The 26,404-nt window shown below is 59.3% G+C and carries 23 protein-coding genes and 2 pseudogenes; 4 read left to right on the plus strand and 21 right to left on the minus strand.

Annotated elements, in window-relative coordinates:
• Positions 1-7: 7 nt before the first annotated feature.
• Together AC0L2Y_RS30375 and AC0L2Y_RS30380 are read right to left on the minus strand one after the other, a co-directional pair.
• Positions 8-781 (minus strand): annotated as a pseudogene (locus tag AC0L2Y_RS30375) (phytanoyl-CoA dioxygenase family protein).
• 196 nt (positions 782-977) lie between these two features.
• Positions 978-2,282, minus strand: a complete 1,305-nt coding sequence (locus tag AC0L2Y_RS30380) for a lysine N(6)-hydroxylase/L-ornithine N(5)-oxygenase family protein (RefSeq protein ID WP_473561527.1) — start codon at positions 2,280-2,282, stop codon at positions 978-980.
• Positions 2,283-3,636: 1,354 nt separating this feature from the next.
• On the opposite strand from AC0L2Y_RS30380, the gene AC0L2Y_RS30385 reads away from it, so the two are divergent.
• Together AC0L2Y_RS30385 and AC0L2Y_RS30390 are read left to right on the plus strand one after the other, a co-directional pair.
• The gene (locus AC0L2Y_RS30385; protein ID WP_473561528.1) at positions 3,637-4,164 is read left to right on the plus strand and encodes a hypothetical protein; all 528 of its coding nucleotides are present in this window, start codon (positions 3,637-3,639) and stop codon (positions 4,162-4,164) included.
• 415 nt (positions 4,165-4,579) lie between these two features.
• Positions 4,580-5,593, plus strand: coding sequence for a 1-aminocyclopropane-1-carboxylate deaminase (locus AC0L2Y_RS30390; RefSeq protein ID WP_473561530.1), 1,014 nt, complete (start codon positions 4,580-4,582; stop codon positions 5,591-5,593).
• Positions 5,594-6,137: 544 nt separating this feature from the next.
• Here the strand turns inward: AC0L2Y_RS30390 and AC0L2Y_RS30395 are convergent.
• Together AC0L2Y_RS30395 and AC0L2Y_RS30400 are read right to left on the minus strand one after the other, a co-directional pair.
• Positions 6,138-6,476, minus strand: a complete 339-nt coding sequence (locus tag AC0L2Y_RS30395; RefSeq protein WP_473561532.1) for an ArsR/SmtB family transcription factor — start codon at positions 6,474-6,476, stop codon at positions 6,138-6,140.
• 429 nt (positions 6,477-6,905) lie between these two features.
• Complete coding sequence (locus AC0L2Y_RS30400; RefSeq protein ID WP_473561533.1) at positions 6,906-7,004, minus strand: hypothetical protein; 99 nt, start codon at positions 7,002-7,004, stop codon at positions 6,906-6,908.
• A gap of 510 nt (positions 7,005-7,514) precedes the next feature.
• On the opposite strand from AC0L2Y_RS30400, the pseudogene AC0L2Y_RS30405 reads away from it, so the two are divergent.
• Positions 7,515-8,026: pseudogene (locus tag AC0L2Y_RS30405) on the plus strand (carbonic anhydrase family protein); the annotation flags it as partial.
• Between the two features lie 298 nt (positions 8,027-8,324).
• Positions 8,325-10,271 (plus strand): acyltransferase family protein, encoded by a 1,947-nt coding sequence (locus AC0L2Y_RS30410; protein WP_473561535.1) that lies wholly within the window; start codon positions 8,325-8,327, stop codon positions 10,269-10,271.
• Positions 10,272-11,019: 748 nt separating this feature from the next.
• On the opposite strand, the gene AC0L2Y_RS30415 is transcribed toward AC0L2Y_RS30410, so the two are convergent.
• From AC0L2Y_RS30415 to AC0L2Y_RS30495, 17 genes are all read right to left on the minus strand, one after another.
• The gene (locus AC0L2Y_RS30415; RefSeq protein ID WP_473561536.1) at positions 11,020-11,907 is read right to left on the minus strand and encodes a universal stress protein; all 888 of its coding nucleotides are present in this window, start codon (positions 11,905-11,907) and stop codon (positions 11,020-11,022) included.
• A gap of 93 nt (positions 11,908-12,000) precedes the next feature.
• Complete coding sequence (locus tag AC0L2Y_RS30420) at positions 12,001-12,786, minus strand: response regulator transcription factor (RefSeq protein WP_473561538.1); 786 nt, start codon at positions 12,784-12,786, stop codon at positions 12,001-12,003.
• A 24-nt stretch (positions 12,787-12,810) separates the two neighbouring features.
• Positions 12,811-13,287: a NifX-associated nitrogen fixation protein gene (locus tag AC0L2Y_RS30425; RefSeq protein ID WP_473561540.1), complete on the minus strand. Its 477-nt coding sequence runs from the start codon at positions 13,285-13,287 to the stop codon at positions 12,811-12,813.
• Positions 13,288-13,304: 17 nt separating this feature from the next.
• Positions 13,305-13,802, minus strand: a complete 498-nt coding sequence (gene nifX / locus AC0L2Y_RS30430) for a nitrogen fixation protein NifX (protein WP_473503420.1) — start codon at positions 13,800-13,802, stop codon at positions 13,305-13,307.
• A complete protein-coding gene (gene nifN / locus AC0L2Y_RS30435; protein ID WP_473561542.1) occupies positions 13,768-15,150 on the minus strand; it encodes a nitrogenase iron-molybdenum cofactor biosynthesis protein NifN in 1,383 nt (460 codons plus the stop codon). Before nifN ends, nifX begins: the two co-directional genes overlap by 35 nt.
• Before the next feature lie 9 nt (positions 15,151-15,159).
• A complete protein-coding gene (nifE, locus tag AC0L2Y_RS30440) occupies positions 15,160-16,650 on the minus strand; it encodes a nitrogenase iron-molybdenum cofactor biosynthesis protein NifE (protein WP_473561544.1) in 1,491 nt (496 codons plus the stop codon).
• Between the two features lie 62 nt (positions 16,651-16,712).
• Positions 16,713-18,254 (minus strand): nitrogenase molybdenum-iron protein subunit beta, encoded by a 1,542-nt coding sequence (gene nifK, locus AC0L2Y_RS30445; protein WP_473561574.1) that lies wholly within the window; start codon positions 18,252-18,254, stop codon positions 16,713-16,715.
• Between the two features lie 128 nt (positions 18,255-18,382).
• Positions 18,383-19,888 carry a nitrogenase molybdenum-iron protein alpha chain gene (nifD, locus tag AC0L2Y_RS30450; protein WP_126079032.1) on the minus strand — a complete coding sequence of 502 codons (1,506 nt, stop codon included), beginning with the start codon at positions 19,886-19,888 and terminating at the stop codon, positions 18,383-18,385.
• 104 nt (positions 19,889-19,992) lie between these two features.
• The gene (nifH, locus tag AC0L2Y_RS30455) at positions 19,993-20,886 is read right to left on the minus strand and encodes a nitrogenase iron protein (RefSeq protein ID WP_069091073.1); all 894 of its coding nucleotides are present in this window, start codon (positions 20,884-20,886) and stop codon (positions 19,993-19,995) included.
• 542 nt (positions 20,887-21,428) lie between these two features.
• A complete protein-coding gene (locus AC0L2Y_RS30460; RefSeq protein WP_473561546.1) occupies positions 21,429-22,217 on the minus strand; it encodes a phage portal protein in 789 nt (262 codons plus the stop codon).
• A 946-nt stretch (positions 22,218-23,163) separates the two neighbouring features.
• Positions 23,164-23,481: a hypothetical protein gene (locus AC0L2Y_RS30465; protein ID WP_473561548.1), complete on the minus strand. Its 318-nt coding sequence runs from the start codon at positions 23,479-23,481 to the stop codon at positions 23,164-23,166.
• Between the two features lie 90 nt (positions 23,482-23,571).
• Positions 23,572-23,817, minus strand: a complete 246-nt coding sequence (locus tag AC0L2Y_RS30470; protein ID WP_473561550.1) for a hypothetical protein — start codon at positions 23,815-23,817, stop codon at positions 23,572-23,574.
• Positions 23,814-24,293, minus strand: a complete 480-nt coding sequence (locus AC0L2Y_RS30475; RefSeq protein WP_473561552.1) for a hypothetical protein — start codon at positions 24,291-24,293, stop codon at positions 23,814-23,816. The genes AC0L2Y_RS30470 and AC0L2Y_RS30475 overlap by 4 nt, the downstream gene beginning before the upstream one ends.
• A 321-nt stretch (positions 24,294-24,614) precedes the next feature.
• A complete protein-coding gene (locus AC0L2Y_RS30480) occupies positions 24,615-25,160 on the minus strand; it encodes a hypothetical protein (protein WP_473561554.1) in 546 nt (181 codons plus the stop codon).
• The gene (locus tag AC0L2Y_RS30485; protein WP_473561578.1) at positions 25,151-25,444 is read right to left on the minus strand and encodes a hypothetical protein; all 294 of its coding nucleotides are present in this window, start codon (positions 25,442-25,444) and stop codon (positions 25,151-25,153) included. The genes AC0L2Y_RS30480 and AC0L2Y_RS30485 overlap by 10 nt, the downstream gene beginning before the upstream one ends.
• The gene (locus tag AC0L2Y_RS30490; protein ID WP_473561556.1) at positions 25,395-25,934 is read right to left on the minus strand and encodes a nuclear transport factor 2 family protein; all 540 of its coding nucleotides are present in this window, start codon (positions 25,932-25,934) and stop codon (positions 25,395-25,397) included. The genes AC0L2Y_RS30485 and AC0L2Y_RS30490 overlap by 50 nt, the downstream gene beginning before the upstream one ends.
• A gap of 210 nt (positions 25,935-26,144) precedes the next feature.
• Positions 26,145-26,390: a ferredoxin gene (locus AC0L2Y_RS30495; RefSeq protein ID WP_473503335.1), complete on the minus strand. Its 246-nt coding sequence runs from the start codon at positions 26,388-26,390 to the stop codon at positions 26,145-26,147.
• Positions 26,391-26,404 lie beyond the last annotated feature (14 nt).

Consider the following 26,404-nt stretch of genomic DNA (forward strand, 5'->3'; position numbering starts at 1 on the left):
CGTGAGCTCAATCGCGATAGAAAATGCCGTTTGGCGGCTTTGTCTAAATCGGCCACTTTGCCCTCTGGCGGATTGAGGACGCGCTTAAGCACATTATATTCAGCGCGGGTCGGTCCACCGGTTGAAGCACGCTGGAAGACCAAGTAGAGCGTCCGCCGCGAACGATTGCTTTTATTCGGCTGCGAGTAATGAGGTGCGTAATCGTCGAAGATGAAGATGTCGCCAGCCTTCCATAGTACGGGTTCCCAGGAGAATTTCTCGGCGACCTCAGGATCAATCACCCCACCGGCATCCATGGGAAATATGCCCTTCTTGTGGTTGCCGGGACTGAAGAAAAGCCCGCCGTTGCCCGGGTCGGAGTCGTCGATGCCTATGGCAACGACCGCATGGACCATCCGGTCGGGGAGTCTGTGGGGAATGTGATAAATGTCCTGATGCGGGCGATAGCCGCCGCTGTCGGGATAGTGGAAAATCAGCAACTCCTTGAGCCTGCGCGAATCTTCGCCAAGCAAGTCCTCGACCGCAGACTCTATGCGCCGATCTTCTAGGAGCAAACGACGCAATCGACAATGGAAATCGAGAAAATTCTCGACCTGGAGGTGATCTTGCGATTGTCCGTCGTCTTCTCGAACCACATGAGCCATTTATCATCGCTGATTTCCCAGTGTGATACGTCTTCAACAAAGCTGGAAATATGTTCCAGAGCCGCGGGATCAAAGAATCTTTCGACTCTGACATACCCGTTTTTCTGCCACTTGTGTCTTTGTGCATCAGTCAACATGCGAAAGCCTCCTGTTGGAAAGACTGGTTGGTCGAACATTCCGGTGGCAGTCGACGCTGATCAAGTTGTGGGTCGACGGAAAGAGTACTCCACGGCATACGGGACGACGCTAAGTGCGTCTCGCTCTCCAGCCTCTGCCGCAGTGAAGGCGGAATCATTCCTTGGATGCCACCGCCAATGATCAGTAGTCGGCCGGTCATATCCCGCTGCCCATTTCTTCTGCGACGATGTCGGACCGCCTCTCGACAGAGGTAGGGCCGATGAAGCCCGGATGCTCGGGGTTGGCGCGCGGCGCGCGCCCCAGAAGGCTGTCGAGGATGCGACGCGCTCGCCAGGCCAGCAGGCTTAGATTCGGATCAGCCAGCCCACGCTGTCCTAGGCTCGCGTTCTGTACGAAGATGCGTCGGTCACGCGGCCCGTCCCAGCACACCGAGAAATCTTCGCGAATAGCCAATTCGTTGTCGATCTTTTCCAGCCGGTCCGCGATCGATTCCAAGAAGCCTGGCACCGCGTTCTCGTAACCGGTGGCCAGGATGACGATGTCGGCCGTGATTTCTTCGACCTCCTCCATGCCGTGGTGCAGGGTGAGTCTGTGGCCCGCGCCGGCGTTGATGCAGCGCGAGACAGTGCAGGCCGGCCGCAGTGTGATTTCGCATCGGTTTGGCTCTAGAAACGCGTGGCGGTATAGCGCCTGATAGATCGCACGCAACGTGCTTTCCGAAACGCCGTCCGAAGCAAGCACCAAGCGCCGCAGGAACAGCTTGCGCTGCGACTCGCTCATTGCCGCGAAACGATCCGAAAAGCAGGGCATGAACAACTCGTTTGTGAACGGGCTGTTGTCGATGGGCAGGTAGTTTTCGCGTTGCGAAACCCAAGTGATCGATCCAGGCCGCCGTTCTTTCGTCCGGCCAACAAGGTGCAACAGCACCTCGGCTCCGGATTGTCCTCCGCCGACCACGCAGACATGCTTTTTGTGCGCCTCAGGGTGGATGTGCAGGAATTCAGATGAGTGGAACAGGTTGCGTCCAGTCCAGCCCTGAAACTGAGGTGGAATATGCGCCTGCTTGCCAATGCCGACCACGACGTTTCTGGCGCCGAGAACTGCATCATCGGTGCGCACCCGAAACTCGCCGTCAAAGCGGATCTCGCGCACCGTCTCGCCGCCGCGGACGAGCGGGTTCCTTTGGAAGGTCCAGTTCAGGTATTGCTCGAACTCAGCTCTGAGCACAGCCTCGAACTGTGCATTCAGGAAGTGGTACAGACGCCCGTTTTCGTGCAGGTAGTTTACGAAAGTGTAGGCTGATCGCGGGTTCACCAGCGTGACCAGATCCTTGAAGTGGCTGACCTGGAGCTGCGAGGAATCGAATGCGATGCCTGGGTGCCAGCGGAAGTCGACTTGCCGATCCAAGAACAGTGCGCCTTGCCCAATCTGCTCGTGTATCTGACACGCAAGGCTCAGATTAGACGGCCCAGCACCCACTCCAATGCAAGAGAGCTCCACTTGTCTTGCTCCTACAGGTGCTTCCCAATCAGGCGACGTTCGCGGGCAATATCGGCTATGGCCATAGGCTTCACGCTCCACCAGGGCATTCTCGACTTCGGTGCCGCTGGATTTGCCAGATTTTGTCCGCTTTCGTGTGGTCGGCTGTGAAACCCATGGATCCCAGCATAGTGATGAGATCGACACTCATACCGGCGACTTGTGGCGCTTGGGCGGGATCGACGTATTTCCGCCCGCTTCGATGGTCGCGTCTCGGTCAGCGAGATGCTCTCCAGCCTCGTTCCGTGTTTTGATCGGGCGCAGCCGCCGGCCTCCAACACGATGCGCCGACCTTTTACCGGCTTGGGTTCAGCGGGGGCGCGGTCTCGACGCCGGCGACAGCATTTTTCGGTGAGCCTGACCATGGGAGTACATCCGTTTGGAGGATCCCCTGCATCCAACGTGCCAGAACGAAATATAATCAAAACAACTAGGAGCAGGTTTATGATCCTGTCGGGTATCCGACGTTGGAGGGGGAAACCTTGCACGGGCGGCCGATTTGCACGCCGCCCTCCTCTTGCCGGTAGGCTGATAGGTAGCTCCGCACCCGGAAAATACTCTTATGTAGGGCAAGGCTTGTTCGCTGAGCCTGATCATGGGAGACATCAGCTGATGTGTTCGGAAGGTCCTCTCCATCGAACATGGCCAGAAGGAAACTATGATCAACACAAGGGGCAGGCCTATGATCCTGTCGGGTGTCCGACATGGGAGGAAAACCTTGCAGCACTCGCGGATTTGCAATTCATCGTCCTTCGGCACGGCACGAGCTCTACCAGGTCAGGGGCTTTTCAGGCGGGCTCGCCCGGAAATCCGATAGTTGCCCGTCGGTCATGCGATCGCGGATCTCTCCCTATCGTCTGATTTGCACAGCATTCTTACAGCGCATTACGCTCGCATTAGTCGCTGCTAACGGCGCGCGAGCTTCGTAACCGCCGAGTTACACCACATGATGGAAAACGACTTGTCGCCGCTTCTCGCTGTCCGCCTGAGTGTATCTCTCGCAAACAGGGAACGCCCTTCCCCACAAGCTGCAGTCCTGCGCGCACCGCAGCACAGCTGCTTGATCGTTCTTCGGTCGCAAGAACGGTCATCGGCAATATTCTCGTCCAGCGGTTTTGCGTGTCTAATGTTCAGATGATTTCGCTATCAGTGGGGGGCCGCCGTAGTCCCGTCCGCCACCGCCAGGCAGAAAAGCGAAGTGCACGTGAAAATATCCATCCTGTAAATACCTGCATAACAGCAATCGATTACCGCAATGACTCGACGGGCGATATAGGAGGCGCTTCGTCGCGGGGTGGGATGGGGAGAGATTGCGATGAAAGAGCTCATCCTGCTGCTAAAACAGTTTCTTAGAGGTCAAGCAGATATCCAAATCCTTGACAACGAGCGCCACGATGAGAGCTTGGGTCCTAATGGCATCGATCGGATGGCCACTTGTCCAGGCGACAACCAGTCTTTTGCCCGTGAGGGCGATCACCGATCCAGCGGCGAGGCAGGGGACGAACTCTCGGCTGATGATGGCCGCGACATACCGGGTATTTTTCGGGAGGAGAATAACAAGCTCTGCGGATCCGGCGAAGATGCCCTCTACGCTGGGCACAGCAAGGATTATCTGACCGCGGGCGTGGACTCACGATTAGCCGATCCGATGTGCGGCTTCGACCCAAGGTCGGGGTGGAAGCCTCACATCATCACTCTGGTCGATATTGAACGCGATATCTTCATCTTCCATACGGTCGGCGACTATAAGGACGGTTTTGGCGCGAACTCCGTCGACTACGTCAGCGTATTGTCCGGCTGCCCGGCGAGCTGGTTTTACAACGGCAAGGCTTCTTTGAACTAGTTAGCAGATCGCAAGATGGCAGGAATGAATGTTCAGATGGTGGGTCAGCGTATTCAAGTGGGGCGGTACATCGCTGCTCCGTTGATGCACAGTGACAGGATCAGAACTCAGATTCATCAGAACTCGCAGCCGCGCCGCTTTGACCAACCAGGGACATCGAGCTGACCGTTCAAGATGCGCTTGAAGTGAGCCCAGGCGCATCCCTGGACGGTCCAATGGCGGGGCGGTGCAACCGAGGGCAGGTACATAGGAGCCGTCGCAGTGGGCCGGCACGCCGGTTGCATGTCGATGAATGAGACTCTGGCAGCGACGATGAAGCTCTTCTGCAACGTCTTCGAACGCAGCTTGGATTGAAAGACGCCGGCGACCGAGGCCGGAGCTGGTTCAGGCTGAATCACCTTTTCCCGGAGAAAGCATGCTGAAAAAGTTTGAACGCCACCCGCTCACCTTTGGATCCACGCCCATCGAAAAGCTCGACCGCCTCGGCAAGCATCTGGGCGGCAAGGTGGAAATCTTCGCCAAACGCGAAGACTGCAACTCTGGTCTGGCGTTCGGCGGCAACAAGCTGCGCAAGCTCGAATACATCGTCCCCGACGCGATCGCGTCGGGCGCCGATACGCTCGTCACCGTCGGTGGCGTGCAGTCCAACCACACGCGGATGGTCGCCGCCGTTGCCGCCAAGATCGGCATGAAATGTCTCCTGGTCCAGGAGAGCTGGGTTTCACATGAGGATGTCGTCTACGACCGGGTCGGCAACATTCTCTTGAGCCGCATCTTGGGCGCAGAGGTGCGTTTGGTCGACGATGGCTTTGACATCGGCATCCGCCACAGTTGGGAAAAAGCGCTCTATGATGTCAAGGCAAGGGGCGGCAGACCCTATGCGATACCTGCCGGGGCCTCTGTCCACAAATATGGTGGCCTTGGCTATGTGGGGTTCGCCGAGGAGGTGCGCGCCCAGGAGAAACAGCTTGGGTTTGCCTTCGACTACATTGTCGTTTGCACTGTGACCGGTTCAACGCATGCCGGCATGCTCGTCGGATTCGCCGAGGACGGCCGACAGCGCAACGTGATCGGTATCGATGCCTCTGCTACCCCGGCCAAGACCAAGGCGCAGGTGCTAAGCATTGCCCGACGTACAGCGACCCTCGTCGAGCTCGGATCGGAACTTGCCGAGGATGACGTGGTGTTGGTCGAGGACTACGCGTACCCGCGCTATGGCATTCCATCCGAGGAAACCAAGGAGGCGATCCGTCTGTGCGCGCGGCTCGAGGGCATGATTACGGATCCCGTCTACGAGGGCAAATCAATGCAAGGGATGATAGACCTCGTCCAAAAAGGCTTCTTTCCAGAGGGCTCGAAGATCCTCTACGCGCATCTCGGCGGCGCGCCGGCGCTCAACGGTTATGGCTACACCTTTCGCAACGGCTGACGCTCGACAGTTTCGCCACTGCGGTGCCGGCGATGCTCAAGTTGGTTCGAGTCATTTAGCCGGCTCTCGGGCTCAGAGGGTGCCAGCATTCTGAGGCGGCCGCGTGGCCGTCTCGCCATGCGGAGGCAGCTCGCCGCTCCGCCTGGGCTCGTTGCGGAAAATCTGTCAGCTATGATCCCTCAGCTTATGCCGCGCTCTTGGGTCGGTCGGAACTGAGCGCCCACGGGCTTTCGACCCAAAGCGTGGAAGATGCGTGGGCAAGAGATTGTAGTATCAGCCCGCGCAGCAAAGGCGTCGAGCTCGGTTGTGACGCGGTCGATCTCGTCGCCGGTGGCAATACCCGATGACGTCAGTGCCTCAGCAATTGCCGAGAACGTAAGCGTCGGAACCTGCTCGTCCCCTTGTCGGCCGTATGGCTGCGTCAGTGCTGCGTCGACATCCACCTACCCGACGCTTTCAAGCAGGCGGACAAGCCTGCGCCCAAAACCGCTGCACACCCTCGGTCAGCCCAAGGGCAGGCTTTTGGGCGACATGCATTGGCCCCTTAAGTGCCGGAGCGACGCGGGCGGTATACTATTTGCGATAGCTCACCCTCGCCGAAAATCCCGTCCAGAGTGTTGAGGAGTTCGCGCACGGCATCGGATTTGCAGGAATAGTAGATCGTCTGCCGGTCGCGCCGGGTCTGGACGAGATCGAGCGCCCGTAGTTTGGCTAGATAGTGTGACAGGGCGGATTGCCTGAGCAGACTCTTCTCGGCGAGAGCGCCGACCGATATTTCACCGTCGGCCAGATAGTTCATGATCAACAGTCGTTTCTCCTCGCCCATCAGTGTCAGAAACGCGGCCGCTGATTGGGCATTGGCGATTAGCTTTTTCGAGACCATCGATTCCCCTACTTCCTTGGTCATCCGGCGCTACGGGGCAATCGTGTCTGATTCCCATCGGCACTCGCGAAGTGCGCTGGGTGATTCAAGGCTGGCGGGAATGTTTTCGACCACCAATGTCCACCGTTAAGGCCTTCGCCTCCGGCCCCGACAGCCGACGCACCACTGCGCGCGCCAATCAAGCCGGCGTGGCTGAAGACCGCATGTTTGCCCTATAGCGAAATTGTTGTGTTCACGTTAATCGAGCGGGATTCCGTAAGCGCGAATCGGCCTCGACATTAGACGAGCTCATCCAAGTGGCGTTTGGCTTCAACCGAGCTTGATGGCCGCCTGAGAGATGTCGCCAATCGGCATCCACCTCGGTCGGACGCAATAGCGCATCTCTATCCGGATCAGCGCCTGGCTACTCCCGCGTTTGCGGCTACCTCGTCAATGTCTTCCCCCTTTCCAGACGTTCTCGTTCCCGACACGCCTGAAGGCAGCCTCGACAAAGCTGCGGACCGAATGCGTCTTGCCGGTCGCGAGCACAAAGTCGTGAGGCTCGTCATGGTGCAGGATGGGCCAGCAAAAGCGAGCGATTAGATTTGTGTACCGTGGGCATCAGGACTGGGAGGACTCCGCTCCACCCTTCCGCCTTACGCATGACTGGAGAGATTTCCGGTGGGCGTCGCCTCCCGAGCAACGCTTTTTCAGGTTCGTTATTCTCCGTAAAATCGATTGTTTCGATGAGCGCATCTACGGTATGAATGCGGGCCGTCGAAGCCGATTTAAGAACCGAACCCAGACCCCACACAAATCGCGCAACGCGCCTGCACCCGACCCTCAACCTGCTTAAGAGTAACTGGAAGGCCGGCGATGCGATCGCCCCATCGGAATTGGCCGACGAGGCAGGGGCGAGATGAGCCGATTGTCCGGAAGAGATCAGGTCGGGCTTGAAAGGTTGCTGGCCTGGGTGGCTGCTGCTCCAGGTGGTCTATTCGGCAGCGTGCTCGTTCTGATCTGGCGGTCCAGCTGCGCTTGTAGAGTTCGTCTGCTCGGGGACGGGCAGCAATGCCGGTCGATATCAAGGGCGCGGTCAAAGCGGATATTCCGCACATGGCCATAGGTTGGCACAAGGATGGCGGCAGGATGGTGAACAACGGCCACACCATTCAAGTCAACCTGCCGCAAGGCAGCACCCTCACCCGCGGGGTCGTGTCTACGAACTGGTACAGTTCCATTTCCATGCGCCGAGCGAACACTACCTCGCAGGCAAGAAGTTTCCGATGGAAGCGCATTTCGTCCATAAAGACACCGACAGCGATACTCTGGGTGTGCTGGGCGTGTTTCTGACGCCAGGCGCGACAAATGCCAGCTTTGCCAGGCTTGCCGCAGCATTTCCCGCAACCTCAGGCGAGGAGATAGTGGTCGACGAGGTCGACCCCAACGGGCTTTTACCGGCCTCACATGGCTACTGGACATATGAGGGATCATTGACGACGCCGCCAAGCAACCGAAAAGTGGAGTGGATGGTGCCGACGGAACCTGTTGAGGTCGATCCAGCAGAAATCGGCGATTGACCTCACTCTAACCCTTGAACGCGGCCTATCCGCCGCACCACTGCGCACCCAACCACGCAGCGGTGGCCGGTGACAAGGTGCGTTTGCCCTCCAGCGAAACCACTATCTGTCAGTTTGATCGAGCGTGATTCCGCGTTGCGCGATTTTTTGCATGGGCCTGGTTCGGTTCTTAATCGCATTTGATGGTCCGCATTCATACCGTAGATGCGCTCATCGAAACGATCGATTTTACCAAGAATAACGAACATGAAAAAGCGTTGCTCAGGACGTTTTGAGGACGATCAGCGGCATGAAGTACAGAGCGGACATCAGAGGTCTACGGGCCATCGCCGTTGTTCCTGTTGTCCTGTACCATGCTGGCTTTTCAGCGGTCAGCGGCGGGTTCGTTGGGGTCGACATCTTCTTTGTGATCTCCGGCTTCCTGATAACGTCCGACATCATCGAGCGGACAGAGAGAGGCGAATTCTCGCTGCTGGACTTCTATCACCGCCGCGTTCGACGGATTTTCCCCGCCCTGTTCGCGATGCTCGCCGCCTGTTTTGCGATGGCGTGGTTTGTGTTGCCGCCGGGAGAGTTCATTGGGTTCGGCCACAGCGCCATCGCCGCCGCGATTTCCTCCAGCAACTTCTTTTTTTACCGCAACACCAACTATTTCACTGAAGCCGCGAACTCGCTCCCGCTCCTGCACACATGGTCGCTAGCCGTCGAGGAGCAGTTTTACTTGCTGTGGCCTTTGGCAGTCATACTCATGATGCGACGGCTGAGACCGTGGGCGTCAATCATCGTCGCAGCGCTATTCGTCATGTCCATCTACGCCGCTCAGCACTGGCTCCAGAGCGACCCGCCCTTTGTATTCTACATGCTTCCGACGCGCGCTTGGGAACTGCTCGCGGGCGGGCTGATCGCGCTGCCTGTGGCTAAGGCAATGAAGCCAAACCAAACGGTTGCGGAACTCCTCGCTGCCTCGGGTCTGGCGCTCATCACCGCTTCACTTTTCCTGATCGATCAAGATACGCCATTTCCTTGCCTCCACGCGCTTGCTCCCTGCATTGGAGCGGCGCTCATCATCGCCGCCGGCTTCCACCGCGAAACAATGGCCTCAAAAGCGCTGTCGATCGGCCCTGCCGGCTTCATCGGCCTGACTTCCTACTCGCTCTACCTCTGGCACTGGCCGTTGCTGGTCTTTGCTGGCATCTATCAAAATCGCGAATTGCTCGTCTCTGAACGTGTCGCTGTCGTAATGGCCGCGCTGCTCGTGTCAGCGCTCTCATGGCGCTTTGTCGAGCGCCCGTTCCGCCGGAGAGCTACAGGTTGGACGTGGCTGGTACCGACCGCCGGCGCAACGGCTGCGGTGTGCTGTCTGTCCCTGGCTATCATCAACAGCTCCGGCTTCCCCAGTCGGGGCCCTGATGGCGGCCCGTCTGTTCAAGCACTTAGAGCGGAAAGGGCCAAGTTCGAAGCATCTTCCTGCCTCGAGCGTGGCGGGCTCATCCCCAAAACGGGCGAATGCCTCCTCGGCTCCGGCAATATCGCTCCGACGATCGTTTTGTGGGGCGATTCTCAGGCTGCCCATCTTGCCCCTTCTTTAAGCGAGGCCGCCCGGACCACAGGCGTGCGCGTCAGACAGATTACAAAAGCGGGGTGCGCTCCTTTCCCCAACATGACGATGCTTCCCGCCAGTCCATTGACAGCGGATTGCCCGGCCTTCAATTCCTCCGCGCTCCAATCGGTGCTTGCCGATCGCAACGTCACACTCGTGATTCTGGCAGGCCGCTGGAACACCTACTCGGGGCGTGGAGGCGGCTTCCTTTCGAAGGATGGAAGCTGGCCTTCGCAGGAGGCTTCCAAAGCGAACTTCACGTCCGCCATTAAAGAGACCGCGGCCGCACTGGCGACCCGTGGCATCAAGACCGCCGTGGTTGGACCAGCCCCAGAACCGCCCACCGATGTGCTGACTTGCCTTATCCGTGCGGACTTCATGAATGGCGATGCGCCGTGCTCCACCATGCCGGCCGAGAGATCTTGGCAGAACAATCAAATCCTCGCGGATCTGCTGCCACGAACCGTACAATTCGTCCCCATAGTCCCAGCGTTGTGTGGGCAGGAAAAGTGCCCGCTGAAATCAGGTGAAGACGTCTTCTATCTTGACGCGATCCACCTTTCGCGGGCGAGCCGGCATGTCCTCGCCCCGATTTTCGCTAATGTCATCTCTTCGCCAGCCATGGATCTGGACTAAGGCAGGCTTCTCCGGGGGGAGAGGATCGCGCGCATGGCCGCTTTGCAGCGCGGGCTAACCCTCAGCAAGGACTGCAGCGAAGTATTCGTCACTGGTATCTCCCGTCAGTGCTCAATTCTGCAGCCACGACCTTGAGCCTGACTGATTGGGGTCCACCTGGCAGAGTTATGCGGCTCGACAGCACCGTCACCGCCGCACCCATTCATGCCCAATTACCAGCAGCATTCTGTGGTCGCAGTGCGGGTATGGTTCGGTCTTCCCGTGCGCGCGCAGAAAGTGGGCGCGGACGACAATGCCGCCCCAAACGGGTCGAGTCCACCTTCAGCTGCTCGAACTCACCCGCATTGAGCTATGTGGAGCACGCAGCGGCGGTATTGCCCCTGGCAACTGGGCCAGCCGTGGAACAGTGGCAGGGCATGGTCCGCCACGGCGGGTGCTGGCCGGCGGCAACGGCTCCGAACTCGGGCTGCCGAGCTGACACGCCTCTCTTTCTCGACCTACGCCAACCTACGAAGCCGTGCTTTCATCGCGTCGAGCAGCGTCCCTGCGGGCCTTTGATCTCTGCGCCGAATCATCTCTCGCGAGCAGAACCCCAGCACAGAAGAAGTGGAGGCATATTCCCGGCCGCGCCGCATGCACATTGGCTCCGAGGAGCTTTGCGCCGTCGCGATGTTTCTCCCAAAGGCATCAGAATAGGTCCACCCAGGGAGTAGAGCTTCGAACAGCATGAGTGAAACTCCGGAACGAGTCAGCGCGCCAAAAACAGCGGCAATGTCGGCTTCTCAAAGATCCATCTCGTCACGCCGCCAAAGAGCCGCTCACGCAGCCCACGGCTGCCATAAGCGCCCATGACTATCATATCGGCAGACGTGTCGATTGCGTGCTGCGCAAGCACAGTGGCCGCCGATTTGCCGGCACTTGGCAGGAGGCCAACCGACACCCGAGCACCGTGCCTAGTGAGATAGGCAGCGATGTCGGCTCCAGGCTCCGCACCGTTCCCATTGTAGTTCGCCTTCGGATCGACCAGGGCGACACGAACTTCCTCCGCAACGCATAGGAGACCCAGCGCTTCCCGAACCGCACGGGACGCCTCGACTCGCGAATCCCAACCGACCAAGACGCGCCGTGGCCATAGGCTCGCCTCAGAGCCCTTCGGCACAACGAGCACCGGCCTTCCCGTATCGAACAAGCAGCCGTTGACAACAGGAGGTCCGAGATTCTCGTCGTTGAGGAGCCGCGGTCCGATGATCGTGAGGTCGGCGCAGAGCGCCCGCTGTCGTGCCAATTCACCGAGGCTGGCCGGATCGCAACAGTCGGTGTCAACGTCATAGGCGAGCGACATAGATTCCAGCAGTTTCTGGATGTCTTTGGAGCGTTTTTCCAGTCTGGCCACGTCCTGTGTAAATCGATCGATTTGCCGAAACCGATCGTGCAATCTGGCAATTGCCTGTCCACGTCCTACCGGCCACTCGGGAACACCATCTCCGATCGACGGATGCGACATAAGGAGCACCGGAGGCGGTATAATCAGTACGGAAAGGTGCGCGCCGACTTCGGCACACAAGCCGGCAGCCGTTCTGACGTCCTGATCGGAATGGTCAGCGCCGGTCAAACAGAGTACGCTTTTAAAACCCATTTGCCTGCTTCTCCCTGAGTATTCGTTAGGGTTTAGGCCGCAAGACCGGCTCACAGCGCGAGGGAAAGGGGGGCACCAGACCCGGCATGTGATTCAGCCGTCCGGCTTCTCGAGCGAGTAGCCGGCCGACCTGACGGTGCGAATGACGCTGCCGGGCGATGCCGTTTTCAGGGCTTTTCTGATCCGGCTGATATGGACATCGACGGTGCGTACACCAACATGGATATTGGCCGGCCAGGCCGCGCCGATTAGCTCGTCCCGGCTGAAGACCTTCCCGGGAGCTTCAATCATAAGCCGCAGCACGTTGAACTCGATGGGTCCGAGGTGGATGTCGTGGCCATTGCCGCGAACCCGGTGGGCGTCGAGCTTCATCTCGAGGCCGCCACAAGAGAGCCAGCCGCCGTTTTCAAGACCATTTGCGCCCCGCTTCGTCAGCGCGAGCCTCTCCCGCAGACAATCGAGCAGCTTGGCCGGGGCGATCGGCCGCACAAAGCTCTCGTCAATGCCAGCCTTCAGGAGATCGAGGTGCTGGTTCTCGGCGCCGGGCGCGACCAGGGCAATAATCGGCAGCCCGCTGGTCCGGGGCTCGCGCTTGAGCCGGGCGCAGATTGCAGACCCGGTTATGCTGGCTGGCCCGCAGTCCAGCACCACGGCCTGGAATTCCCGTTCGTCGGCCATTGCAAGTGCTTCCTTCGCGCCGCCTGCCGGCTCACTGGCGAAGCCGTCCACCTCCAGTATGTGGCTGAGGAATAGATAGAACTCCGCATCTTGCGAACAGATCAGGACGAGTGGCTTCATTAGCGCTACCCCGAGAACCAAATCGGCCTCGACCGCGTCGGCCGCGTGGGCTGGCCATCGCGGCTCCTCAAGGCCTGACATGATCCTCTTGCTCGAAAATCGGTTTCATGCGCGTGCCACCTCGGGATAGGCGTCGATGGCTGCAATGGCATCGTCGGCCAGTTTCGTACCGGCCGCGGCGAGTTTGCAGAACGTCTCGAAACCGAACCGATGGACGTCGCGCAGGGTCTTGGACAGAACGACCAGCCGCCCGGCGGTGAAAAGCACGCGCCCGAAGCCCTCATGGCTCATTTCGATCATCGGCGATGCCATCAGGCCGGAGCGCTCCTCGATCGCAAGGGCGACGGCAGTGTAGAACTTGTCGAGCCTCCACAGCACGTCCGGATCGGGATCGCCGATGATTGGAATCGTACGGCGCTGTTCCTTGCTGACTATGAAGTCGGCCAGCAACTCAGCGTCCGCTTTGCCATTCCATGACCCGTGGGAATCCTGAGCACGGATCAGCCGCACGAGGCATTTGACGAACGGGCTGGCAAGGGCCGTCTCGTCCTCGTTGGCAGCAGGGCTCGCGACTTCAAACATTTGGCTCTTTCCTCGTTTCAGTCCTCGTCATCGAAGGACGGTTTCTTTTCGGCGACACCAGCTTCGGCCAGCACCTTGCGTAGCCAGGGCGGAGGACATGTCCTGAGCATCGTCTGCGTGCGCAACAGTACCTCTTGGATGGTTTGTGGCTGCGGCACCTTGATTGGATGGATTTTTGCCGCAACAACCTTCGCTGCCGAAGGTCCGCCGATGGCCAGACAAAACAGCAGCTGGCAGCCCTTCAGCGCCTCCACCTTCGGCGTGATGCGGTCATCGCCCTCGGTCCGATGCTTCCCGCTCTCATCGGAAACCTCATCGAAGGCAACGGCTTCCACGAGATGCCACTCCTCGCGCGTCACGTCGTAGACAGCAAAGCGCCTCGCCGACCCGAAATGCGCATTGAGCTCCTTCATGTCTTGGGTTGCGATTGCCACGCGCAAAGCGCCTGCTTGTCGTTCACGCATTGGAGCTTGAACCTCGTCAGTGACTAGTGAGAGGCGACGAACGGGGCCCACCCTGCGTTTCCCGGTTGCGGAATGGATCAAGTCCCTCAGACGTCGGCGCATGCCGGTTGGCTTGGAACATGTTGGCGACCTCGAAAACCAGATCACGGGTCCCTTGATAGAGGATTGAGAGCTTGTGCTGGCTGCCGAGCCGGTCGAAGACGGGGAAGCCGACGCGCATAAGGGGAATGCCAAGACGTTGCGACGCCTGGCGTCCATGTGAATGGGTGACCAGAAGATCAGCGTCGCCCGCAAGCGCTTCCAAATCGCCGAGATCGCCGATCTGAATCGACTCCGCCGGTACCCTTTCCAGAATTTTCGACATATCGGTCGTCGTGACCGCCGCCGCGATTTCGGACCCCATGCCCGTGAAGAAGGTTGCGAATTGATAGAGTTGGTCTGGTTCAGCAGCGATAGCAATTTTCTTGCCTCCGAAATGAAAATGTCCGTCGAGCAACGCATCCTGCAATTGCGCCCGGCGACGCCGCACTCGGGCCGGCACCGCCGCGCCCGAAACCGCCGACAGCAGCGAGACGAACCGGTCGACAGCCTTCAAGCCGGTCAGCGACTGGAACATCACGAACGGCACGCCGGTCAAACCGTGCAGCATTTTCGCCGGGTGGCGCATGTGCTCGCCGATAACGATGCATTGCGCGGCGGTGCCAAGCTCGCGGATTTCCTCGACGCTGGTGCCGCCATAGGTAGTCGTTACCCAGCGGCCAGGAACCATACCGTCGAGTGAGCCGGAGACGTCCGGCAGGATAACCGGCTTGAGCCCAAAACTTTCAACCATATCACGCAAATGCTCGAGGTCAGCGACAGTGAGGTTGCATCCGGGCAGGATCGCGATCTTCTTCGGCTGCCGCGTCCGTGTGCCCGACCGTGTAATCCCTTCGATCATCGCCGCGACAGCCTTGGCCCAACCTTGTTCGATCGCGCCGTCAAAATCAGGCGTGTTGGCCAGCACGACCTCTGTACCTGCGAGCTCTTCCATGTGCTTCAGCTTGAGGTTGGCGATATCACTCGCGCAATCTTCGCCACGGGTCTCCACGAGCGCGGTCGTGCACACCCCTATCAGCTTTGGGTTTGTGCGGGTTTTGAGGTTGAGGATCGCCTCTTCCAGATGGTCCGCTCCGCCGAGTATGGTTGCCACCTCGTCCATCGCCGTTGTCTGCAAGGGGATCGCTTCCTTGAAATGCCGCACGAAAAGCACGAGCGCGAAGCTGGTGCAGCCTTGGCTGCCGTGGAACAGGGGCATCGCACCGTCGACTCCAAGAAAAGCGAAGGCGGCACCCAGCGGCTGCGACGACTTCAGCGGGTTGACCGCCGCTGATTTGGTATTGCGAAGGATGCGGACCATCGGATTTCCTCAACGGGGGCCGAAGCGGTGAGCCGTCGCGCCGGCGAATTCGTTGAAAGCGTTCACACTCGCGGTCCCGTTGTTCGTGCTCGCCAGATCCTCCTCCACGGCAGGCTGGCAATCCCACGGGGCCGGCTCCCGCACCTGGCCCCAGATCGGGTTATGGATGGCGAGGTCGATCTGGCGTACGAGTTCCACCATACCGTCATAACCGGCGTATGGGTGTTGGCGCTCCTGGTTGATGTCGAGCCAGGGCGTCTTGGCCTTGAGCGCGACGAATTGCGTGCGCCCGCCTGACAGCATGATATCGGCGTTGCCTTCTGAGAGCATGGCGTAAAGGTCGCGCGCTGCCATCTGCTCGAACATGTGGTTCTCGTCCTTGACCATCTGTTTGATGCGTTCCTTGTCTTCGACTGTGGATTTCTTGACCGAGGTGCCGACGATCTCCATGCCGATCTCCATCAACGCATGGACCACTGACCAGGACTTCACACCACCTGTATTGAGCAGCACGCGCTTGCCTTGAAGCCGCCGGCGGTAGGCCTCGAGCTTCTTCCACGCAATCGCCTCCTGCTCAGCAATCAGCGTCTCTGTGCGATCGAGGATCTCCGCATCGGCGCCCTTCCTCACCAGCAGCTCAGCAATGTTGCGAAGTGCTTCCGAGGTATCGGTTATGCCGTAGAAGGAGCCCTCGAAGAACGGGATGTCCCAGCGCTCCTCCATCTTGCGGGCCAGATTGATGAGTGCGCTCGAGCACACCATCATGGCCGCCCGGGCGCGGTGCGCGGATGCAACGTCGATGTAACGAGCATCGCCCGGAATGCAGGCGCGCACCCGGATGCCGAGCCGATCAAGCAGCGGCTTCACCAGCCAGAATTCGCCAGAGAGGTTGAATTCGCCAAGGATGTTGATGTCGCATGGCCCGGCGTCGTCGGGTTCCACCGTGCCGATGACATGATCGAGCAACGCTTCGGCGGCGAGTTTGTTGCCGAGGTTTTTGGAGCCGACGAAGCCCGGCGCATTGATCGGCACCACGGCCAAGCCGAATTTTTCGGCCGCGCGTTTGCACACGGCCTCGATGTCGTCGCCGATCAGCGCCGTCACGCAAGTCGAATAGACGAAGACTGCCGGCGGCGCATATGTTTCCTTGATTTCGCGGATCGCCTTGAAGAGCTTCCGCTCGCCCTGCCCCATTACGACGTCGAGTTCGGTGAGGTCGGTTGTGAAGCTTGTCCGCCACAGGGTTGGTCCGGACGAAGCTGCGCCTCTGTTGTCCCAGGAATTGCCCTCGCAGGCGAGCGGCGCATGGACCAGGTGCGCAACGTCGGTGATCGGCTGCAGGACGATCTTGGCGCCGTCAAAGGCGCAGCCGCCGGCTGCCGCCCCGGGGGCCAGCGGCTTCGAGCAGCCCTCCTTGCGCGCCTTGGCATCCTTGCCGCGGTTGTTATCGCAGGCGGGCTCGTCGAAAACGTCCTGGATCTTGGCACTGAGCGAGGTCATGGCGTCAGTCTCCGAAGTCCATTGGGCGATGGGCGGCCACAGTGAAAAGCCGGCACCGGCTTTCAGCGGGTGAGGTCATAGGAATAATCCGTCACGCCCGTCTCGCTCGTCTCACGATCGAGCTTGTCGAATATCTTGTCGAGGATGGTCGTCAGCACGCGTAAACCGCCCTGGTAGCCCATGAGCGCAAAGCGATGGTGGTGGTGCCGGTCGAAGATTGGAAACATCAGCCGGATCAGCGGCGTGCCCGTGTCGCGCTCCAGATACTTGCCATAGGAATTGCCGATCAGCAGGTCCACCGGCTCTGTAAAGAGCAGCGAGCGCATTGCCCAGAGATCCTTGCCCGCCCAGACCTGGGCATCCTGGCCGAAGGACGAGGAGGCGAGCAGTTCCTTGATCTCGGCTTGCCAGGCACTGGTGCCGTTAGTGGCGAGGCAGTGGGTCGGCTCGCCACCAGTTTCCATGACAAAGCGGGCCATGGCGTAGACGAAGTCCGGATCGCCGTAGATTGCGTATTTCTTGCCGTGCAGCCATGACTGGCTGTCCGCCATGGCGTCAACGAGTCGGCCGCGCTCCATCCGGATTGTCTCGGGGATCTCCTTGCCGGAAATGGCCGAGACCTTCATCAGGAACTCGTCGGTCGCCTGGACACCTAGCGGATAGTGGAAGGATGCCGTCGCTTGCCCGACCTCATTGCAATATTCCAGCGTCTTGCGGGTGTTGTAGTGCTGCAGCGACAGTGTGGCCTCCGCGTTGAGTGCCCCTTTCACGTCTTCGATTTTTGTGCCTCCGTCATACATGCGGTATTCGCCGTCCGAGGGCGTGTCGAACTGGTCTGAGGCGTCCTGAATGAAGGTATAGGTGACAGCCATCAGGTCGAGGAGGCGCTTGAGTTCCCGGTTGTTGCCGACGCAGAATCCGTCGAAGCCTGGAATGATGTTGATGGCCCCAGCGGCTTGCGAGCGCTCGCTGCCCTTCCAGAAATGCTCCAGAACGCCCTTCACCATGCCGTCATAGCCATCGACATGGCTGCCGACGAAGGCAGGCGTATGAGCGAAAGGCACGTCGAAGTCGCAGGGGACCGAGCCTTCGTTCTTGGCGTTCTCTATGAAGCTCCGCAGGTCGTCGCCTATGACTTCGGCCATGCAGGTGGTCGAGACGGCGATCATCTTGGGGTCGTAGAGCTTGTAGGTATTGGCGAGCCCGTCGACCATGTTCTTCAGGCCGCCAAACACTGCCGCGTCCTCGGTCATGGAGGAGGAAACCGCTGACGAAGGCTCCTTGAAATGTCGCGACAGATGCGAGCGGTAGTAGGCAACGCAGCCCTGGCTACCGTGGACGAAAGACATGGTCCGCTCAAAGCCCGCGGCCGCGAACACCGCGCCGAGCGGCTGGCAGGCCTTGGCGGGGTTTATGACAAGCGCCTCGCGAGCGAGGTTCTTTTCGCGGTATTCCCAAGTCTTGGTCAATTCGCGTTGGTCGGTGACGATCTGATCAGGGTGCGGACATTCGAAATTCAGTTTCTTCTCGGCAAGCATTTGTCTGTATTCAGGCTCGCGGAACAGGGGAGCATGGTCGAGAACTTTTTCGGCCGATTGCGGCATGGTGGTCACCTTTTCCATCTGGCCGCGCCAAGCGGCAGCACAGGGATATCAAGACGTTAAAGGGCCTCCCGCGGATCGAGTGCGCCCCAAGCATTTATCGGCCTCCCTGCCTGGCGGGAGGCCAGTCCTCATTCGGCGGCGACTGCCCTCAGCGGCTCGTCCTTCATCTTCTTCCACGGCGCGCGGTAGAGACCCCAGACAGGGTTGTTGATGGCCAGATCCATGTCGCGGGCGAAAATGGCGAAGCCGTCATAGCCGTGATACGGGCCGGAATAGTCCCAGGAGTGCATCTGGCGGAACGGGATGCCCATCTTCTGCACCGGGTACTTCTCCTTGATACCGGAGCCAACGAGATCCGGGCGGATGCCTTCGATGAACTTCTCCAGTTCAAAACTCGTGACGTCGTCATAGACGAGCGTGCCATTCTTCACGTAATGGCCGGTGCGCTGATAGTCGTCGTTGTGGGCGAACTCGTAGCCGGTGCCAACGATCACCATACCGAGGTCCTCGTAGGCAGTGATGACGTGACGGGGGCGCAGGCCGCCGACATAGAGCATCACCGTGCAGCCTTCGAGGCGCGGTCGGTACTTGGCGATGACGGCATCGACCAAGGGCCGGTACTTGGCGATGACCTTTTCGGTGTTCTCCTCGATTTCCGGGCCGAAATGCTTGGCGATGTTGCGCAGGGAGGCCTCGATCTGGGAGGGGCCGAAGAAATTGTATTCCATCCAGGCGATGCCGTACTTTTCCTCCATGTGCCGGCAAATGTAGTTCATCGACCGGTAGCAGTGGATCAGGTTGAGCTTGGCCTTGGGCGCGCGCTCTATCTCGGCGAGCGTGGCGTCGCCCGACCAGTTGCCGACCACACGAAGCCCAATCTCCTCGAGCAGGATTCGCGAAGCCCAGGCATCGCCGCCAATGTTGTAGTCGCCGACGACGTTGACGTCGTATGGGCCGGACTCGAACTCGACATCCTCCTTGTCGAACACCCAATCGCGGATCGCATCATTTGCAATGTGGTGGCCGAGCGATTGTGAAACGCCGCGGAAACCTTCGCAGCGCACCGGTACAATCGTCTTTTCGTGCTCCTTGGCTTTCTTGCGCGACACTGCCTCGATATCGTCCCCGATCAGGCCGATCGGGCATTCGGACTGCACCGAGATGCCCCCACTGAGCGGAAACAGGTCCTCGATCTCGTCGATGATCTTTTCCAGCTTCTTGTCGCCGCCGAAAACGATGTCCTTCTCCTGGAAGTCGGAGGTGAACTGCATTGTCACGAACGTGTCGATGCCCGTCGTGCCGACGTAATAGTTGCGGCGTTGCGACCAGGAATATTGCCCACAGCCGACCGGCCCGTGCGAGATGTGGACCATATCCTTGACCGGACCCCACACCACGCCCTTGGAGCCGGCATAGGCGCAGCCGCGGATTGTCATCACGCCCGGAATGGATTTGATGTTCGATTTGACGTCGCATTCGGAAGGGCCCTTGTCCTCCCCTCCGGCCTCGTCCTTGCTCGTTGCGACACTGAGGTGCTTCTTGCGGCGCTTCGCCGCCTTGTCTGGATATTGGGACAGCACGTCCTCGATAAGCTTCGCATGCAAAGCGCCGTCATTCTCATAGTCGAGGCCCATGGGACCTGCCCCTTTCAAGGTTCGGGTAACGCCTCGCCAACGAGGCCTTGTTTCGCAGAAAGGGGCGCCAGGTCACGGTCGGCGCCCCCTGTCGGTAGCGGCGGTTACTGAGCGACGGCCAATTTCGCTTCCTTGGCTTGAAGCTCGGCAAGCATTTGCTCGTCTGTCTTCATGATGCCGAAGTCGAGCAGCATGTCCTCGAGCTCCTCCATAGTGATTGGGGTCGGGATGGTGCCCTGGCCCGAATTGACATGGATCTTCTCGGCCAATGCGCGGTACTCCCCTGCCTGTTTGGAGTCCGGGGCATACTGGATTACCGTCATCTTCCTCAGTTCGGCGTGCTGGACGATGTTGTCGCGCGGCACGAAGTGGATGAGCTTGGAATTGAGCCTTGCGGCCAGCGCCTCGGAGAGGTCGAGCTCGCGGTCGGTCTGGCGCTCGTTGCAGATCAGCCCGCCAAGCCGCACGCCGCCCGAATGCGCGTATTTCAGGATACCCTTGGCGATGTTGTTGGCGGCATAGAGCGCCATCATCTCGCCGGACATGACGATGTAGATTTCCTGGGCCTTGTTTTCGCGAATCGGCATCGCGAAGCCGCCGCACACCACGTCGCCCAGCACGTCGTAGGAGACGTAGTCGACATTGTCATAGGCGCCGTTCTCCTCGAGGAAGTTGATCGAGGTGATGACGCCGCGGCCGGCGCAGCCGACACCCGGCTCGGGGCCGCCGGACTCCACGCACTTGATGTCTTTGTAGCCGATCTTGAGCACGTCCTGGAGTTCAAGGTCTTCCACAGAACCTTCCTGGGCGGCGAGATGCAGAACCGTATCCTGCGCCTTTGCGTTCAGGATCAGGCGGGTGGAATCGGCTTTCGGGTCGCAGCCGACGATGAGGATTCTCTGTCCGAGGTCGACCAGGGCAGCGAGCGTATTTTGAGAGGTGGTGGATTTGCCGATGCCTCCCTTTCCGTAGAATGCGATCTGACGCAGACCTGACATGTTGCTTTCCTTCCTTCTTTCCATCCATAGCGGCTACCCGCGACTTGAAGTCCGGTCGGCAGATCCCGGCGCCTCGCACCGATCGTTTCAAAACTCGTGCCAATTTGGCCGGCTGGATCGAAAAGGAATTTTATGATTATTTTTCAGCTATTTAACATTTGGCAAAAACATTAAATTGGCTAAATAAACTTGTGTGGCGAACCCGACATACGCGACAGGAGATGTCGGATTGCGTTACTTGCGACCGCTATTGACGTTAGGGGAGGACGGCAACCACCCCATCTGCCAAGCGACAGGCGGGCCTTTTCTTAGGCGACGCACCAGTTGTAAAGTCCAGCGCTGTTGTGTCGGCCAAGCCCCAACCGAACTTTTGGTAAGATTTTTGTCCAATAGGCCGGCATGTCTTAATCTGTCATACCGGCTGACGGCGTGAAATACCTCTCCTTCAGACAATTTGCCGACGTCAAAGACACAAAGAATGTTTTGGGTCGGATCCACGCATTCATCCGGTATCCGCCACATAAAGTCGGGTCTCATGGGGGCTAAAGAGGGTTCCTTGGCGGAACGTGGAAGGTCGAGCAGACCACTTCGGCCGTCCATTTCAGTTGCTCGATCAGCTGCGAATCGGTGGCGTTCATCGCGATCGGCTCGAATTTCAAATCGTCGCCAAGCACGGCAATTTTGCCGGCGTTCTCGCCGCTGTAGTTGGTATCGAACGCGGCCTTGAGACGATCGGCGGTTTCCTGGCTGATCGACCCGGGTGCGGTCAGAACGCCGCCGGGCCGGCTCCTGTTGCCAAAAAACTGCGTCGAGCTGTCGAGGATGTTCAAACCTTGCGTTGCCGCCACGCCGGCGGCGTAGATCGGCGACAGCCCGACCAGCGGATGAAACAGGCAGTTGAAGCGGTCGTGGATGATCTCGCTGGCGGGGACCATGATGTCCTCTTTGATCCCGCTGACATTGTCGGTGCGCAGCTGGTAGAACACTGAGCCGTCATCGGCGACCAGCGGCGTCACGCGATCCGGCGCCAGCACGATCTGCGAGCGAACCACCCTGCTGCCGTCGCGGATTTTCAGGACGTAGACGTTGCCGCGCATCAGCTTGGAGAGAAAGTAATTCTCCCAGTACTGGATGCGGTTCTGGAAGCCGTTCGGCTTTTTCAGCACAGGCGAAAACGCCGGGCTCTTGGTCTCCGTCCAGATGCCGTTGGCGTCTTGCTCGACCAGCTTGACGCGGAGCTTGGAATATCCGAGGCGATCAGCGTCATGCAGGCGAAGACGACGTGATTGGCCAGCACGCTGTTGAACTCCACGACGATGTTGGTCTGCCAAGCACCCGTGAAACTTTCCAGTATGCTGTACCACCCCCGCGATTCTCAGACACCGGAACGGGCGGCGCGGCCTTGGTGCGCGAAATGTTGAAGCCGAGTATGTTCATCAGGTGTTTGCCCTAGATGCCGCGCGGTACTTCGCTGACCGCCATGCCCGCGTGAGCGAAATATGCAGGGTCAGTGTCGGGCGAAGCCGCGCTATCGTGATACAGTTGTATGGTCGGGCTAAGAGCATCGGCCGGGACCGGTATCCCAACCAGCATCAAGGAATGCCAACCATCCCGCGCATCAACAGCCGCTCTTGAGGTCACGGTAAGGTCACCTCCCACGCTGCTGTAGGAAAAAGAAATGCGACCCCCGGTCGATGCGAGGGCGGCCGGCAGGTACTGCCGAACCCACAAGGTGACGGAGTTGCCCCGCGCCTTGTTTCGCTCTGTGCCGGCCGTAGCCTGCCGCAAACGGGGCTGGGAGCCAACGCCGGTGATCCTGACTGAGTATGGGTCACCAGCGTCGACGATGGTGAGTTCCTTGGCTGCCGTTATGGTGCCCACCGATGCCCTATTATCGGGGAGCGCGCCCGAAAATGCGGCAAAATCTGCGTTTAGACACGATGCTTTCGGCGACAGTGGCAGTCCATGGCGCATCGACTGCTACAGTTGTGGGAAGCCTGGCGTTCCAAGCGGCCTGAATAAGCGCGACTTCGAAGTTTTGCCCAGTGCTGTTGAGGTGCGTGGCGTCTGCGTAGTAATCTGCCGGCTTCCCTATCGCGACCATCTCCGCGCAGAGCTCGATCAATTCGAGGCCGTTCCCATCTGTCTTTTATCCAGTGCCAAGCGTCGTTAACGACCTTCATGGAGTTGTCGTCGCGATTCGGCTGCTGGCAAATGGCAATGTGGGGGATCGTCGGAAACGCGCGGCGAACATCTTCGAGCGGCGAGACGATTTCGCTAGGGACAAGGATCGCTGCCGGCCGTCCTATTGTTGATCCCAACGTTCCAGATCACCAGGTCGGGGTCGGTATCTACGATGGCAAGCTGAAATTTACCCCAAAAAAGGAACATGGCGCGCGCGCCAGAAACGGAGGCATTCCAAACATGGATCGTATGAGCGCCGGATCCGGTCGACAGTGTGACGGGTGAGGCATAGGCTACAGCAACATCGTCCCACAGATGATAGACAATCGAATGTGTCGGCGCGATCGCACCGGAAAAGAAGAGATAAACCCACTCAGACGTTTCGTTACTGGTGCTATCCCCAATAGCCAAAATATTGACGTCGCGGTTGTCGGCCGCAATGAGATTGGCGATGGCGCTGAACGAGGACTGCGCGCCCCTCCCTCGCTCCCCACCAATGCGTCAAGCCCTCCCGCAGCTGCGCCACTGAAGACGTGAGGTGCGAAAGGACGCTGCCGCCGAAATGCTGTTCAGCTCGGCCAGCATCTGCGCGACGGATTTTCGCTTATAGGCGGTTGCGTCACCCAGGCACGTCGCCAGATATTGAGGCAGCGATGTCGTCAGCGGATTGTAGTCGAAGCCACGATCTTCAAGGCCGGCGATGATGTCGGCCAGCAGTGAAGCCTCGGACTGTGTCAAATAGCTCATTCGATCATCTTCCACAGGGTTCCATCGACCAGTTCCCGTTCCGAAAACTGGCAGCAGGCCAGCGAATTGAGCCAGGGCTGGCGGTCGGGATAGTAAGGTTCTTCGATCCGGCTGAGGCCGCAGCGGCCGACCAGCGCAGCGGCGCTGTCCTGGTGCACGAACACCGGGCAGCCCATGATGACCGCCTCGACCGCGGCGTTCGAGCCGTGCGTGACCAGGCAGTGCGCGCCCTTCAGATCCTCATGCAGTTTGCGGCCGAAGCGCTGCATTTCCTTGTTGCGGATCAGCAGCGGCCGGTCGGTCAGCTTGTTCAGCCTCGCCACCGTCTGCCGCGTCCAGCCTTCGATGCCGTGAAAGCGCTCATAGGTCTCGGACGGCTCGGCTACGACAATGTGGCGGCCGGTCCTTGCCCATGGCCAGACTTCGGTTTTCAGCGCCTTCCAGCGGTCGCCGGGAACATCCCGGATAGACTGCATCTGGAACGAGCCGACATGCCAGCGATAGTAGCCGCCATTGTCGCCGGTCGGCAGATCGGTGGCGAAGACGCGTCGGGCATAGCCGCGATCCGAGTATCCATCGGCGCCCCGTCCTGCGCCATTTGTCGATGAACCGCTTGAGCTCGGGCGTCCATCCGACGATCGGAATGATCTCGTCAGGCAAGCGATCGAGCGCCGCGAATTCCGCCCTGACGATTTGCCCGCCGGCGGCTTTGATCCTGTCGCCTATGCGATTAAACAGATCGAGCTTGAACTTTTTCAGGTGGCCCGGAATGAACAGGCAGACCTTCCCCGGATCGATCATTCTTTGCTGGAGACGATCAGAAATGGACCCCTGACGCCCCCGCTAAAGTTTTCTGCCGCCTGAAGCGCCAAAATAACTCTCTCTTTGGGGTTTACTTTCGGCGTGGCGAACATCGCGCCAAGGGCTATTCGTGCGCCGCAACCGCAAGCCGCGATTCCATCCATATTTTCTCCTACCTGATAGTCGCTACTAATTTCAAAAAGACGTCCCTCGTAAGCTACCAGAAAATCCCCGCCCTTTTCTGCTTCGTTTACACGCACAGCATATCCGCCGTTTTTTAGGCAGGCTCTGACTTCATTTACAAAGTCAGTTACCATGAATGCATATACATCCTGATCCGTCCGGCGAACTGGCGGAGTGAAAGAGTGGGCGAGTAGTTGTCCCATCCGAAATGATGTTGTGAAGCCGATTACAAACGGGCCATTTCGGAACACCTTGGAGTCAGACCTTACTATAAGGTCAAGCCCCGAAACTCCGGCACTGTCGCCGCCAATCAATACTTCCTTGCCGGAAACCAAGCCTACAATGCAGGTCAATTCCAATACTCCCTCACCCAAGATTCATCGACTGCCGGCGGCTTCGGAACGCCGTGAAAATAGACAATCCGTGCGCTGCCCAAGCCTTTGCCGCGAACATGCGCCTTGTAGGAGACGACATCGCCGGGCCACAGCACATCGATGTGCTCGCGATAATCGCGTAGCTTTCCGGGACCGCTCCCGCGATGCGGCTCTCCAGTTGGGACGTTGGAAAGCATTGGGGTGGCAAGCATCGCATTTTCATTTTGATGACGAGCTGCGGCGCTTCCTGAGCGCGTAAACCGGGTCATTGGGATGCGCTGCTCCGATAGGTTGCCGTAAGCCGAACCGCTCTTCCTCGGGGACCGCTGGTGGGGTCTGCTCTTCGAACCAATCGTAAACCACGGTCCGTTCGGCAATGCGCCACGCCCCTTCCCTCTTCTGAAGCAGATCGCAGTAACGGCCGCAGAGGAGCACCTGGCGTGCTTCTCCGTCGTTGTCTGGTCCGCGTTGCAGCGCGGTGAAATAGCTCTCGACCACGGCCTCCGCCGGATCGATGAATTCAATCAATACGTTCGTGATCTGGTGGATTAAGCGCGGTCCGGTCTTGAAGACACCAAGCGCAAACTCAATGAAGCCCTCGGCTGAGCCACCATAGGCGCCGTGATTGTCATGCGCATCGGGCCAATACGCACTGCGCAGCGCAGCCTCATCCGCGCGGTCTATGCCGCGGCAGTACCGATAAAGGCAGTCGCGGATCGCCTCGCGGTCGAGTAATTCGGTGATTTTTTCCTGGCCCATCGCTCTGTCGCAAATTCTGAGATTGGAAGGCGTTTCGCGCCTCTAGGTGCGTGCAAGGACGAACCCATCGGCAATTGAAGAAGCCAGAACGGAGGCGAACTTCACGTGTCGCGTGCGTGTCATGGAGGTCTCGATGCGGGAGAGGAGGTAGGCAGGGAAGGGGCCGGACGCCTTGCTTTGCGGTGTGGGGCTAGGTCTCGTCGATTCCACCTAATCTTCCCCAGCTCTTGGTTGAATGGCGGCTGGTTCGAACCGCGCGGCCGATGTGCGATCGACTTCCAGCGCACATTCGGGGCAGGATCGCGCGCCTTGTGACGCACGCAGTTGCTCCCCCTCCGCAACCTCAATGTCACCCGGCAGGATGTAGCCCTCGTCATCAAGCTTGAATATGTCCGGCGCTTGCGCCGAGCATCGCGCGTGACCCTGGCATTTGGCATTGTGGACGATAATGCGCATAGCGCTGCCTCCAT

This window comes from Mesorhizobium sp. WSM4830, assembly GCF_055811495.1.